Raw genomic sequence first — 13,927 nt, 5'->3', positions numbered from 1 at the left:
TCAGGCTCCCGGCGACGCCGGGCGGCGCGCCTTGCTAATGGTGTAATGCAGGCTGGAGGGCTGCAGGATGGCGTCGAAATTGACCGGTTCCTGCGCCGAATGGAGCACCAGCAGCGCCTTGATGGCGAAATTGAGGCGGTTGATCGAGCCCTGCTGCACCTCGACCGAGGCCTGCACCTCGCGCAGGCGCGGCTCGTGGCGGGCGATCGCCTGTTCCAGGCACTGGCAGATGTGGGCGCGGTCGTCCGCGCTCGACAGGCTCAGGCCGGCGAAGTCGTTCAAGCCGTAGGTGACGATGGATTTGGCGCATTCGGGAAAGCTCAGCAGCAGCGTTTCCGGGATCACGGTGCGGGTGTTCAGCAGCGCCTCCAGGTCGCGCGCGACGGTGTCCTTCATGTCTTCGATGGTCAGGCGCGTGACCGTGCCGGCGGCCGCGCCGTGGAGCGGGCCGTCCATCAGGCGGTCGAACAATCCCGGCGTAAAACCGTTCATTGGCAATCCTCGAAAAAACGGCGGACCGCTCAGGCCGCTTGGCGGCGAAAAAAATACCGCAACGCACGAAACGCCGCGGTTTCCTCCTGCCGGCCATGCGGCTAGGCGGTGTGCCTGGTACCGATGTTACAACCAGTTGCGGACAACCGGCTTGCTGCCAAGGACTGCTTAGACCGTTTTATTGGTCGACAGGTTCCAACCGCCGGAGGTGTTACCACCGGAGCCGCCGCCCACTTTCTGCTGCGTGTATTTCCACTTGACCTGCGAGTATTTCAACGACAGGTTTTCGCTGAGGATGTCGCCGGCGTGCACGGCGGGCGCGACGCTGCTGATCAGAACGTTTTCCAGTTCGATTTCGAAATACTTGATGCGTTCGCCCTGGCCGTCGGCGCGCAGGAACTCGATCTTCGCCTTTGGCAGGGTTTTACCGGACGAGCAATTCTGCAGCAGCAGCGGAGTTGCCAGATCGGCCAGCTTGGCGATCACGATGTCCTTGTGTTCGGTGCGCTCGGCGGTATGCCCGCCGCCGGTCGACGCGGTGGCCGACTTAGGTTGCAGCACTTCCCACTGCACCGATTTGCACTCGATCCAATCTTTGTGGGTGGCATCGGTGGATTCGCCTTTGATGCCATCGATTTGCAGGTAGACGTCAATTGCCATAATAGTTCCTTCGGTTGGTGTTAAAAAAAAGGTTACGCTTTGGTCGACTGCGGCAGCTCCGCGACCAAACGGAGTGAAACGGACAGCTCGTCGAGCTGGAAATGCGGGCGCAGGAAGGACACGGCGCGGTACACGCCGGGGCGGCCCGGCACTTCCGACACTTGCACCGAGGCTTCGCGCAACGGGAACTGGGCCTTCTGCTCCTGACTGGCGTTGTCGTCGAGCAGCACGTACTGCGTCAGCCAGCGGTTCAGGAAGTCTTCGACGTTCGAGGCGGCGGCGAAGCTGCCGATCTTGTCGCGCATCATCGCCTTCATGTAGTGGGCGATGCGCGAGACGGCGAAGATGTATTGCAGCTGGGCCGACAGCACGGCGTTGGCGTTGGCCGAGTCCGAGTTGTACTTCTTCGCCTTCTGGGTCGACTGGGCGCCGAAAAAGGCCGCGTAGTCGGTGTTTTTGCAATGCACCAGCGAGATGAAGCCGAGGTCGCTCAATTCCTTCTCGCGGCGGTCGGTGATGGCGATTTCGGTCGGGCACTTCAGCGCCACTTCGCCCTCGTCGGTCTTGAAGGTGTGGGTCGGCAGGTCTTCGACCAGGCCGCCGCCTTCGACGCCGCGGATCGCCGCGCACCAGCCGAAGTCGTCGAAGGCGGCCGTCAGCTTGGTGCCGAAGGCGTAGGCGGCGTTGCACCACAGGTATTTGTGGTGGTCGCTGCCGTCGACGTCCTCGACGAAGTTGAAGCCCTCGGTGGTGGCGCCGTCCTTCGGGTTGAACGGCAGGCGGCCGAGGAAGCGCGGCAGCGTCANGCCGACNTAGCGNGAATCCTCGGACTNGCGNAAGGCTTTCCACTTGNNGTANTCGACGGTGTCGAACACCTTCGCCAAGTCGCGCGGCTTGCCCAGGTCGCTATACGTCTCCAGGCCGAACANCTCCGGCGNCGCCGACGNAATGAACGGCGCGTGCGAGGCGGCCGCGACGTGCGACATTTGCTCGATGAAATACATGTCTTCGGGCTGGCGGGTGATCTCGAAGTCGCCCAGCAGCGCGCCGAACGGGGCGCCGCCGAAGGTGCCGAACTCCTCCTCGTAGACTTGCTTGAACATGGTCGACTGGTCGAACTCCAGCGCGCTCTGGAAGTCCTTGACGAGCTCCTTCTTGGTGGCGTTGAGCATCTTGATCTTCAGGTTCTGGCCGGTCGGCGTGTTCTTCACCAGGTAATGCAGGCCGGTCCAGCTGCTTTCCAGCTTCTGGAACTCGGGCGCGTGCATGATGGCGCTGAGCTGGCTGGAGATCATCCGGTCCAGCTCGGCCACGCGGGCGTCGATGGTGGCGGCCAGGTTGTCCGACACCACCACGGTGCCGTCCATGACCTGGTTAACCAGCTCGGAAATGATGTCCTTGGCGCGGGCGTGCTCGACGCTGGACTTGGCGACCTTGCTCTGCTCGACGATCTGGTCGAGCAAATTAATCTCGGTGTGCGTGGCGGCGCCGGACGCGGGGGTCAGTTGGGCGGACATATCAGTCTTTCTTGGCGGTGGATTGGCCCAGCTCGGCCAACTTTTCGGTGCTGTTCAACACGTCGTTGAGGATGTCCTCGAGCTTATCGTTGCCGGCCAGCTTGTTGCGCAGGTCGGCCAGCTTGGTGCGCGCCTCCAACAGCTTGCGCAGCGGCTCGACCTGGCCGACGATCGCCTCCGGGCGGAAATCGTCCATCGATTTGAACTTCAGGTCGACCGCGAAGGTGCCGCCGTCTTCGCCCAGCTCGTTCGCCACCTGGTAGGCGGCGCGCGGCTCGACGCCCTTCATCACTTCGTCGAAGTTGTCGCGGTCCAGGCCGACGAACTTGCGTTCCTTCAGGCGTTTTTGCTCGACTTCCGAGTTGCCGCCGAAATCGCCGACCACGCCCATCACGAATGGCAGCTCCTTGTTCTCGATCGCGTCGCCAATTTCAACGTCGTAGGTCATTTGCACGCGTGGCGGACGGACCTTTTGCAGGCGCTTTTGGACACTTTCTTTTCTTGACATGACATCCCCATTCAACAGTTTTTTCAGCTGGCATCCATCCGACGCCATGGTGGTGCAAACGTTTTATTACCGCGCGGCTTGCGCCTAGCCGCGCCATGCAAGCCTGACGAGCCGCTTACTTCAGGCCGTCGAAAGGATTGGCGCTGGTCTGCTCGGCGCTGCCGCGGTTGGCCGCCTTGCCGGTGTTGCCGCTGTTGCCGGTGTTGCGGCGCACCGGCTGCACCTTGCCCGGCACCAGTACGGTTTCGCCCAGGCTTTCGCGCAGCAGCTTGGCCAGGTCTTGCGACTCGGTGCGCAGCGTGCCGGTCAAATTGTTCTGACGGCTCAAGTCGCTCAGCGCGCGCGTCGACAGGCGCAGGCCGCTGATGGCGACGATGCTGTTGGCGACCTTGTCGGCCGGGTCGCGCAGCAGCACCTCCTGGGCGTTGATGATGGCTTCGCCGTACTGGCCGGCGTCATATTTGGTCTGCGCCACGCGCAACCACGGCTCCTTGTCGGCCGGGAAGGCCGTCGCCGCCTGCTGCCACAAACCGATCGCCGCTTCCTTGTGGCCCGCGCTCGACGCGGCGCCGGCCTGCGCCATCATGTCTTCCAGCTTCAGCGGCGCCTTCACGGCAGGTCCGGTGCAGGCGCTCAGCGCCAAGGTGCAGGCCAGGCCGCCCAGCAGAATGCGGAAATTAATCGGTTTGCTCATGGTGTATCCTCAAAAAGTGATCAGTTGTTACGACAATACAGTTGCTAATTTCGTATTTCGAAAGATTAGCATATGTTTCAATTTCTGCCGCGCACAATTGAAATGATGATAATTGTTGCCCGACAGCTAAATATTTGTCGGGGCGGCACGATACGGTGCAGCAGAACGCCATTATTTGAAAGAAAATGTTATTGTTATAGCAGTTGCAACGAAGCACGACCACGCAGCCCCCGCCGCGGCGCCGGCGCCAGTCTGGTTCCGCCCCGTCGATTTTTCGTTGCGCGACACCGTCGTCCGGCCAAAAGGTATTTCATGAGCATGTCAAACAAAGTTTTATGGGGCGAGGGCTTGTTCCTGCGCCCCCAGCATTTCCAGCAGCAAGACCAGTACCACGAGCAGCGGCTGCACGAGAGCGTCAAGGCGCTGCACCCCTACCTGTGGGGCGTGGGGCACTTACTGATCGACCGCGACGCGCTCAGCAACAACACCCTGCGCCTGCTGGAACTGTCGCTGATCTTCCAGGACGGCGAGCTATACAACGCGCCCGGCGGCGACGAGCTGCCCGAGGTGATCGACCTGGGCAAGCTGCCGCAGTCGCAGCAGTCGATGACGTTTTACGCCGCCCTGCCCTCGTTCAAGCATTTCGGTGGCAATTTCGCGCCCGAAGGCCAGCCCAGCAACGCCGCCCGCTTCGGCCAGGCCAACCTCGACACGCCCGACCTGTACACCCAGGCCGCGCCGGCCGAGCTGACGTTCCTGAAAAAGACGTTGCGCCTGGTGGCCGAGTCCGAGCCGCGCGACTCCTACGTCAACTTCCCGCTGCTGCGCCTGCGCCGCCTGTCGACCGGCGGCTTCGAGCCGGACCCGACGTTCGTGCCGCCCAGCCTGTCGATCCGCGCCGCCCCCATCCTGTTCCTGCAACTGCGCCGCCTGATCGACGCGCTGCAGGCCAAGGTCAACGCGCTGTACGGCCACCACCGCGAGCCGAGCAAGAACGTCATCGAATTCCGCTCCGGCGACATGTCCTCGTTCTGGCTGCTGCACACGGCCAGCTCGGCTTTTGCCTCGCTGACGCACTACTTCCACCACCCGGCGCTGCACCCGGAGCGGCTCTACGAGCAATTGCTGGGCCTGGCCGGGGCGCTGATGACGTTCTCCAAGAACCATTCGCTGGCCGACCTGCCGCCCTACCAGCACGGCGACCCGGGGCCGTCGTTCGCGACCGTGCATGGCATCATCCGCGACCTGCTCGACACCGTCATCTCGTCGAAATACTTCGCCATCGCACTGACCGAGATCAAGCCCTCGTACCACCACGGCGTGCTCGATTCGGGCAAGATCGACGACAAGACCGCCTTCTACCTGGCGGTGTCGGCCGACCTGCCGGCGCTGGAACTGGTGGAAGTGGTGCCGCTGCGCTTCAAGATCGGCGCCCCCGACGACGTCGAGAAATTCGTCCTCTCGGCCATGCCCGGCGTGCGCCTGCAGCACGCGCCGCAGGTGCCGGCGGCGGTGCCGGTGCGGCCCGACACGTATTACTTCGCCGTCGAGGCGAAGGGCCAGATGTATGAGCGCATGCTGCAGGCACAGTCGATTTCGATCTACGTGCCGTCCGGCATGCGCGACATGAAACTTGAACTTGTCGCCGTCACCTCCTGAGAACCGCCATGACCACTACCGCCCCCCCCTCCCTGATCGCCGGCCCGCACACCCAGAGCGCCTACAGCGCCGCGCTGGCCGCCGGCCCCGGCACCGCGCACACGCTGATGGACTTGATGTACGACGGCTTTTACGCATTGTTCATGCTGAAGAACGGCAACGGCCCGCAAGACAACACCGACTTCATCAACAAGATGACGCAGTTTCTCGACGACTTCGGCCGCGGCGCCAAGAAACAGGGCGCCTCGGCCGACGACATCGACGCCGCCAAGTACGCCTTTTGCGCGGCGGTCGATGAAATCATCCTGCGCTCGCCGTTCAGTATCCGCGACGACTGGGCGCGCCGGCCGCTGCAACTGGTGCTGTTCGGCGACCAATTGGCCGGCGAAAACTTTTTCCTGCGCCTGGAGGGCTTGCGCGCGCGCGGCAGCGCCCACCTGCAGGCGCTGGAGGTGTTCCACATGTGTCTGTTGCTCGGCTTCCAGGGGCGCTACATCATCGAGGGTTCGGAAAAACTCAACTACCTGACCGCGCGCCTGGGCGACGAGATCGCCCACATGAAGGGGCGCAAGGCCGGCTTCGCGCCGCACGCCGAGCGGCCCGACCAAATCGTCCACAAGCTGCGCAACGACGTGCCGCTGTGGGTCTTGTGTTCGGTGTTCGCGCTGGTGTGCGCGCTCGGCTACGCCGGGCTGCGCGGCATGCTCGGGCGCGGCACCGCCGCCGCGATGAGTCCGTACAACGACGTCGTCACCCTGGCCCCGCGGGCGGCCAACCTGAGCATCACCCTGCCGTGACGGGCCTGGCGCTGCCCACCGTCGCGGGCCTGTTCGGTACCGGCCTGAGCCAGCACGCCCGCCTGCTCACGCTGGCCAGCGCGCAGGACTCAAGCCTGCCCGAGACGCTGGCGGTCGAACAATTTTGCGGGCGCGAGGCGGTCAACGAACTGTTCCGCTTCGACGTCGACGCGCTGAGCACCTCGACCGACCTGGACCTGGCCGTCTTCATCGGCGAGGAACTGACGCTGACGTTGCTGCAACCGGACGGCGGCCGGCGCGCCTGGCACGGCATCTGTACCGGCGCCGCCTGGCTGGCCGCCGACGGTGGCGTGGCGCGCTACCGGCTGCGCCTGGAACCGGCGCTGGCCATGCTCCGCCTGCGCCGCGACAGCTACATCTTCCAGGACAAGGACGCGCGCGCCATCATCACCGAATTGCTAGCCGACTATCCGCAGTTGCGCTTCGACTTCGACGTTACGCAAACGCTGGCCAGCCGCGCCATCGTCACGCAATACCGCGAAAGCGACCTGGCGTTCCTGACCCGCTTGCTCGCCGCCGACGGCCTGAGCTGGCGTTTCGACCACGACCAGGACGACGCCGCCGCCGCCGCCGCGCCCGCCGGATCGGCGCAGGCGCGGCACCGGCTGGTCATCTTCGACGCCGCCGCCGTCGCGCCGCCGACGCCCGGCGGCGCCGAGCTGCGCTTCCACGGCGTGCGCGCCAGCGACAGCGACGACGCCATCGACGCATTCGCCGCGCAACGCCGGGCGCGATCGAACGCGGTCGGCATCAGCGCCTGGGACCCGGCGCAACTGGTCGCGCCGGCNGCCGAGCAGCGCTCCAGCCTTGCGCTNGGCGAACTGCCGACGCTGGCCGTGTACGACGGCAGCGCCGAGCGGCGCCACGCCGACGCCGCCGCGGCCGACGCCCACAGCCGGCTGATGCTGCAGGCGCTGGAACTCGACAACAAGGGTTTCGAGGGCGCCGGCGCGGTGCGCCGCCTGGCCGCCGGCCACGCCTTCCGCCTGACCCAGCACGCCGGCTACGCCGACGGCGCCGACCGCTTCACCGTCCTGTGGGTCGAGCACGCGGCGCGCAACAACTTCGACATGATCCCCGCCCCGGCCAGCCTGGCCGGCGCGGCCGGCACTGACCCAGACGGCATCGAGGCGGGCACCTACCGCAACCGCTTCGGCTGCGTGCGCAGCAGCGTCGCCGTGGTGCCGCGCGCCACCGCCGCGCGCCGCGCCAGCACGGCCGCCGGCGCCCAGAGCGCGCTGGTGGTCGGCCTGGCCGACAGCGTCGCCACCACCGTGCGCGACCACCAGATCCGCATCCAGTTCGCCTGGCAGCGTGGCGATGGCGCCAACGCCGGCGGCGCCGCGCACCCGGCCGACCCGCGCGGCAACGCCCCCGGCGACCAGGCGTCCGGCACCTGGGTGCGGGTGGCCGAGGCGCTGGCCGGCCCCAACTGGGGCACGCAATTCACGCCGCGCATCGGCACCGAAGTGCTGGTCGACTTCATCGAAGGCGACATCGACCGCCCGCTGGTGGTGGCCCAGCTCTACACCGGCGCCGACGCGCCGCCGTATTCGGCCGGCGTCGACTCCGGCGTCAACCACGCCGGCGTCATCTCCGGCATCCACAGCAACAACTTCGACGGCGCCGGCTACAACCAGTGGCAAATCGACGACACGTCGGGCCAGTTGCGCACGCGGCTGGCCTCCAGCGCCACGGCGGCGCAGNTNAACCTGGGCCATCTGGTGCAACAGGCNCCCGGTTCGGCCCAGCGCGGCGCCTACCGCGGCAGCGGCTTCGAGCTGCGCACCGACGCCTGGGGCGTGCTGCGCGGCGGCGCCGGCGTACTGGTGTCGACCAGCGCGCGCGTAAAACAGGGCAGCGGCGTCAGCTCGACCCAGCTCGACGTCGCCGAAGCCGCCGCCCAGCTGCGCGGCGCCGGCGAATTGTCNAAAAACCTGGCCGAGGCCGCCGCCGCGCAAACNGCCCTGCTCAGCAAGGANGCCAACCAGGCGCAAACCGACTTCATCACGCAGATCGACCCCAAGCAAAAAGGCAAGCAAGTGGCCAGCGTGGGCGGCCACAGCGCGCTCAAAGCCGCGTCCGGCGAGCGCGCGCTCGACGCCGCGCAACCGGTGGAGGCGTTCGCCCAGCCGCTTGTGCTGATGGAAGCGCCGTCCACGGTCAACTGGGCAACGCCCGGCTCGACGCTGCTGTTCGCCGGCGAGCACCTGCAATGGAGCACGCAAGCCGACCTGCACATGGCGGCGGCGCACACGGTGGCGTCGGTGGCGGCCAACGCGGCCGGCTGGTTTACGCACTCGGGCGGCATCCAAGCCATCGCCGGCAACGGTCCGGTGTCGTTGCAGGCCCACACCGACCGGCTGGAGATACTGGCCGACAAGGAAATCACCGTCATCTCCGTCAACGACGTCATCGAGATCAAGGCCAAGGAAAAGATCGTCTTGCAGGCCGGCCAATCGTCCGTCACCCTGGAGGGCGGCGACATCACCTTCGCCTGCCCGGGCAGCTTCACTGTCAAGGGCGGCCAGCATGTGTTTGAAGGCGGGGCGAATAAGGCGGCGGTTTTGCCTGGGCTACCGACCCGTTTGAACAAATTCCCTTCGAAGCAAGCGGATAAAATAGGGCCGCATGAAGTCACCATAATGTGCTTCAGTGCCGAAGGCGAGGCACTGACAGATGCTGTTGTGACCTTCTACGATCCCAAACAAGGTAAGGCAATTGCCCAACGAACAATTGGTGGAGGCGGCTCGACGTCTGTCCTGACCGCCGCGTGCAATCAAGAATATCGTGCACTGGTCGGCTACCAAGGCTGGACCGCTCATTTTGAAGAGGTAGGTGATGTTGAGGACGAGGACGAGGAAGATCCCTTCGAGGCCGGCGACTTGGACGAAGACCGCAGCATAGAACATTTGTAAAGATCGAATATGAAACAATACATTGTTGACGAAAACGATACTCTTTGGAGAATTGGCAAACGCTTCGGCGTGACCGTAGTGCAGTTAGCAGAAGCGAATGGACTTAAAGGAAAGAAAATACATCAGTTACGTATCAAGCAAAAACTATGGATACCTGATAATGATGTACCTCTACCCGACAGCAGATTGCTACTCGATTTTCGAGGCATGGATTTCTCACGCATTACCCCTAAAAAAGTTAAGGTCGCATATGACGGGCGAGAAGAAATATACACTTTTGAGGACGACCACTCTCTGGATCTTTGCATTCAAGACCACGCTTGCGGGCTGAAAGTTTGGATCGAAGACCTCGATAAAAATATGATGCCGGTGCTGGATCGTGAGATCCTTCCAATTGGCACATGGAAAGTTGGAATAGACTCCAGAAAAATTAAAAGCGATGGAACTTTACAAACTCAACGCGGCGATGCGGCGACTAGCACCTCCGACCTCAAAACCGCTATTGTCCAAAACGCTCAGTTGGAAAAAGGAAAAACAACTTTCGAACAAACCCGCGTCGAAAGTGGCAGGCCCATACATGCGATCGCGACGATTTACACTGAGGCCAACCTCCGTCTCTCTCCCGGAAATGAGCGATACCGGATCTACGTGATCGCTGCAGCGAAAAAATATGGCTTGACGCCACAGTCTTTGGCAGCACTTATCGATGCTGAAGCAGCAAAAAAAGACAATACATGGCAGGAAAATTCGAATGAATACAATTCCGATTTAGCACAAGGATTGGCGCAGTTCTTTGTTCCAGCGTGGACCGACGTGCTCAACGATCCCTCGTCGCTACTCAATATTGACTGCAGAAAAATGAAGAGGGCGGAACAGTTCAAGAATCGCCTTGTTGCAAAATACGCCATTGATGGCGCAGCCGCGTATGCACTGCAGAACTTGACGAACTTTGCAAAGGACACAAAATATCAGATCGAAAACCTTCCCCCGGAAGACAAAGCAAAAGTAGCTTATATGCTCCACCATGAGGGATTAAAGGGTGCAAAACGCGTTATCGGCATCGGCAAGCCACTGACGCGGGATGAGGCTACAGAAAGATTAGTTCAGCAGCTAGGTAAAAAGAATATTAAAAAGGTTGATCAATTGATCGCGCAATACGATGGTGATGCTGTCGCCGCGTACAAAGGTTGGCTTTTTTCTTACACTGATTCCAAAATTAATGTCAATAGCTTTGTCGTAAAGGATGCAGAGCAATTCACCAATCCACCGCGGACAGCTGCTGCAATCATTGCGGCTCTCAGCTCGCAGCCGCAAATTATCGCCCCGAAACCGAAGCCAGCACTCTCCCCGCAAACCAAAAAAGAAAATATTGCACCTGCGAGAACTAATATTAAAGAAGCATCGCCGACACAGGGAGGGAAAGTGGCGGCTCCTCCAGCGGTCGGAAACACTGACTCTTCGTGGCATGACCCTTTAGCTACTTGCACACTACGCACAGCAACTCTCGCAAATAAAAAAGGAGCATGCTTCGGTTGGACCCGCAACGGCGGAAAACGTGCCCACCAAGGCATTGACCTAGTGGCGGTTCCAGGCACGGACATTTACGCGGTTGCCAATGGGGTAGTATACAGCGCAAAGTCTCCCTATTATAAATACGATTATGGAAATACATTAGTACTCGTTGTTAATGTCAATGACTTACCGCAGGAGCAAGCTGCCATATTCAAAAAAGTTAACCCAGGAAGAAATACCATAGGCTTTTTTTACTCGCATCTTAGCGAAATACCATCGCAAAAATCTTTTCCGGTTAACGTAGGAGATGTAATCGGAAAAACTGGCTCCACCGGCAGTGCGGAAGGCATGACTACGATTAATAATGGTGCACATCTTCATTTTGAAGTCAGACAAGATGCTCTTAAAAAAATAACAGGTTTGAATAACCGTGTAGATCCCTTGCTTTTCATTAAAAATTGTACGAACAGATAAACGAATACATGAAAAATTTTTTCTTATTAATCACACTGCCATTTATTTTCGGATGTACAAACGCGCAAGAAAATAAAACTGGAGATTCTTTCAAAGCAACAAAAGTTCCTGTTAAAGAATACAACTGCACAAGTAATCCGTGTGGCAACACTGCCACAGGAGAAGATCCTTCGGATATAAGCGGAAAAAAAGGCGCCGCTATTCTTGATGAAATTCGATATGGCGATGAAGACAAACTTCGCTGGACTGCGATTGCCTTGTCTTCCGATTCGGAAAAAAACGATAATTTGAAAATTACATTGATAAGGGCCGTCAATTTCAAAATGCAACTCAATCCTATTTTAGGAAATATTACTTTTTCCAAATCTGGTGTAGAGCATACATTTCAAATTGCCTCGCCAAGAGGCGAAAAAGGTGGCTTGTGTCCTGAATATACGATTACAGTTAATGAAGCATCTTCTTCGCATGCAATTATTAAGAAAAGCTGCCTGAGATACAACTATAAGCCGGGAAGATATTTTATGTCAGTTGATTATTATTTATATGATTTTGAAATTGCAATAATGCGCAATATTTGGCGCAGCTCGGTTCAGATAAATTCTCCACTTCCCGAAGCGAAACCAACACCTGCTGTTAAAAAAATTAAAAATGGTTATCGTTTCGACTGGATTGGGATGTTTCCAAGTGACAACTTGCCTTCGAAGATGGAAATTCACAACACATATCTTAGAGAAAAAGATAAGAAAGGCTCTAATGTGTTGATTTGCACCGATACTAGTGCACCCAGAAATAAGGGTATTGAGAATGAAATGTGCGAAGGCGAAGTTCTAACAAGGGTGTCGCCTCGCTGAAATATTTATAACTTCGCCATTGCATATCCCGATCAGCCGTCCTGCCCTTCCACGGCGTGCTCGATTCGGGCAAGATCGACGACAAGACCGCCTTCTACCTGGCGGTGTCGGCCGACCTGCCGGCGCTGGAACTGGTGGAAGTGGTGCCGCTGCGCTTCAAGATCGGCGCCCCCGACGACGTCGAGAAATTCGTCCTCTCGGCCATGCCCGGCGTGCGCCTGCAGCACGCGCCGCAGGTGCCGGCGGCGGTGCCGGTGCGGCCCGACACGTATTACTTCGCCGTCGAGGAGAAGGGCCAGATGTACGAGCGCATGCTGCAGGCACAGTCGATTTCGATCTACGTGCCGTCCGGCATGCGCGACCTGAAACTTGAACTTGTCGCCGTCACCTCCTGAGAACCGCCATGACCACTACCGCCCCCCCCTCCCTGATTGCCGGCCCGCATACCCAGAGCGCCTACAGCGCCGCGCTGGCCGCCGGCCCCGGCACCGCGCACACGCTGATGGACTTGATGTACGACGGCTTTTACGCATTGTTCATGCTGAAGAACGGCAACGGCCCGCAAGACAACACCGACTTCATCAACAAGATGACGCAGTTTCTCGACGACTTCGGCCGCGGCGCCAAGAAACAGGGCGCCTCGGCCGACGACATCGACGCCGCCAAGTACGCCTTTTGCGCGGCGGTCGATGAAATCATCCTGCGCTCGCCGTTCAGTATCCGCGACGACTGGGCGCGCCGGCCGCTGCAACTGGTGCTGTTCGGCGACCAATTGGCCGGCGAAAACTTCTTCCTGCGCCTGGAGGGCTTGCGCGCGCGCGGCAGCGCCCACCTGCAGGCGCTGGAGGTGTTCCACATGTGCCTGTTGCTCGGCTTCCAGGGGCGCTACATCATCGAGGGCTCGGAAAAACTCAACTACCTGACCGCGCGCCTGGGCGACGAGATCGCCCACATGAAGGGGCGCAAGTCCGGCTTCGCGCCGCACGCCGAGCGGCCCGACCAAATCGTCCACAAGCTGCGCAACGACGTGCCGCTGTGGGTCTTGTGTTCGGTGTTCGCGCTGGTGTGCGCGCTCGGCTACGCCGGGCTGCGCGGCATGCTCGGGCGCGGCACCGCCGCCGCGATGAGTCCGTACAACGACGTCGTCACCCTGGCCCCGCGGGCGGCCAACCTGAGCATCACCCTGCCGTGACGGGCCTGGCGCTGCCCACCGTCGCGGGCCTGTTCGGTACCGGCCTGAGCCAGCACGCCCGCCTGCTCACGCTGGCCAGCGCGCAGGACTCAAGCCTGCCCGAGACGCTGGCGGTCGAACAATTTTGCGGGCGCGAGGCGGTCAACGAACTGTTCCGCTTCGACGTCGACGCGCTGAGCACCTCGACCGACCTGGACCTGGCCGTCTTCATCGGCGAGGAACTGACGCTGACGTTGCTGCAACCGGACGGCGGCCGGCGCGCCTGGCACGGCATCTGTACCGGCGCCGCCTGGCTGGCCGCCGACGGTGGCGTGGCGCGCTACCGGCTGCGCCTGGAACCGGCGCTGGCCATGCTCCGCCTGCGCCGCGACAGCTACATCTTCCAGGACAAGGACGCGCGCGCCATCATCACCGAATTGCTAGCCGACTATCCGCAGTTGCGCTTCGACTTCGACGTTACGCAAACGCTGGCCAGCCGCGCCATCGTCACGCAATACCGCGAAAGCGACCTGGCGTTCCTGACCCGCTTGCTCGCCGCCGACGGCCTGAGCTGGCGTTTCGACCACGACCAGGACGACGCCGCCGCCGCCGCCGCGCCCGCCGGATCGGCGCAGGCGCGGCACCGGCTGGGC

Annotated in this window: 12 protein-coding genes and 1 pseudogene; 8 read left to right on the top strand and 5 right to left on the bottom strand. The window is 61.1% G+C overall.

The features are described 5' to 3' along the window. The 5 genes from tssE to JANGC3_RS0104760 form a co-directional block, all read right to left on the bottom strand. Positions 1–492, bottom strand: a complete 492-nt coding sequence (tssE, locus tag JANGC3_RS0104780; RefSeq protein ID WP_017875341.1) for a type VI secretion system baseplate subunit TssE — start codon at positions 490–492, stop codon at positions 1–3. A gap of 168 nt (positions 493–660) precedes the next feature. Further along, on the bottom strand, positions 661–1,152 hold the full coding sequence (locus tag JANGC3_RS0104775; protein ID WP_017875340.1) for an Hcp family type VI secretion system effector: 492 nt from the start codon (positions 1,150–1,152) through the stop codon (positions 661–663). Positions 1,153–1,184: 32 nt separating this feature from the next. Continuing rightward, the gene (tssC, locus tag JANGC3_RS0104770; RefSeq protein WP_017875339.1) at positions 1,185–2,669 is read right to left on the bottom strand and encodes a type VI secretion system contractile sheath large subunit; all 1,485 of its coding nucleotides are present in this window, start codon (positions 2,667–2,669) and stop codon (positions 1,185–1,187) included. Position 2,670: 1 nt separating this feature from the next. Continuing rightward, positions 2,671–3,177: a type VI secretion system contractile sheath small subunit gene (gene tssB / locus JANGC3_RS0104765; protein ID WP_026132557.1), complete on the bottom strand. Its 507-nt coding sequence runs from the start codon at positions 3,175–3,177 to the stop codon at positions 2,671–2,673. Between the two features lie 115 nt (positions 3,178–3,292). Continuing rightward, positions 3,293–3,871, bottom strand: coding sequence for a tetratricopeptide repeat protein (locus tag JANGC3_RS0104760; RefSeq protein ID WP_026132556.1), 579 nt, complete (start codon positions 3,869–3,871; stop codon positions 3,293–3,295). 312 nt (positions 3,872–4,183) lie between these two features. Between JANGC3_RS0104760 and tssK (JANGC3_RS0104755) the strand changes: the two genes are divergently transcribed. From tssK (JANGC3_RS0104755) to JANGC3_RS0104725, 8 genes and pseudogenes are all read left to right on the top strand, one after another. Beyond that, positions 4,184–5,530, top strand: coding sequence for a type VI secretion system baseplate subunit TssK (tssK, locus tag JANGC3_RS0104755; RefSeq protein WP_017875337.1), 1,347 nt, complete (start codon positions 4,184–4,186; stop codon positions 5,528–5,530). Positions 5,531–5,538: 8 nt separating this feature from the next. Next, the gene (gene icmH / locus JANGC3_RS0104750; protein WP_017875336.1) at positions 5,539–6,327 is read left to right on the top strand and encodes a type IVB secretion system protein IcmH/DotU; all 789 of its coding nucleotides are present in this window, start codon (positions 5,539–5,541) and stop codon (positions 6,325–6,327) included. After that, entirely contained in the window at positions 6,324–9,266 is a 2,943-nt protein-coding gene (locus JANGC3_RS0104745) for a type VI secretion system Vgr family protein (RefSeq protein WP_017875335.1), read from the top strand. Before icmH (JANGC3_RS0104750) ends, JANGC3_RS0104745 begins: the two co-directional genes overlap by 4 nt. A 9-nt stretch (positions 9,267–9,275) precedes the next feature. After that, a complete protein-coding gene (locus tag JANGC3_RS31225; RefSeq protein ID WP_081611759.1) occupies positions 9,276–11,252 on the top strand; it encodes a peptidoglycan DD-metalloendopeptidase family protein in 1,977 nt (658 codons plus the stop codon). An 8-nt stretch (positions 11,253–11,260) separates the two neighbouring features. Further along, entirely contained in the window at positions 11,261–12,103 is an 843-nt protein-coding gene (locus tag JANGC3_RS32355; protein ID WP_157406454.1) for a hypothetical protein, read from the top strand. A gap of 53 nt (positions 12,104–12,156) precedes the next feature. Next, positions 12,157–12,498 (top strand): annotated as a pseudogene (gene tssK / locus JANGC3_RS0104735) (type VI secretion system baseplate subunit TssK); the annotation flags it as partial. A gap of 8 nt (positions 12,499–12,506) precedes the next feature. Then, positions 12,507–13,295, top strand: coding sequence for a type IVB secretion system protein IcmH/DotU (gene icmH / locus JANGC3_RS0104730; RefSeq protein ID WP_017875332.1), 789 nt, complete (start codon positions 12,507–12,509; stop codon positions 13,293–13,295). Continuing rightward, the coding region (locus JANGC3_RS0104725; RefSeq protein WP_017875331.1) for a type VI secretion system Vgr family protein at positions 13,292–13,927 on the top strand (636 nt) is incomplete at its 3' end. The genes icmH (JANGC3_RS0104730) and JANGC3_RS0104725, both read left to right, overlap by 4 nt.

This window comes from Janthinobacterium sp. CG3 (assembly GCF_000344615.1).
Lineage (GTDB): Bacteria > Pseudomonadota > Gammaproteobacteria > Burkholderiales > Burkholderiaceae_D > Janthinobacterium.
The sequence above is the reverse complement of the archived record's forward strand: the minus strand, read 5'-3'. Positions and strand labels throughout refer to the sequence as shown.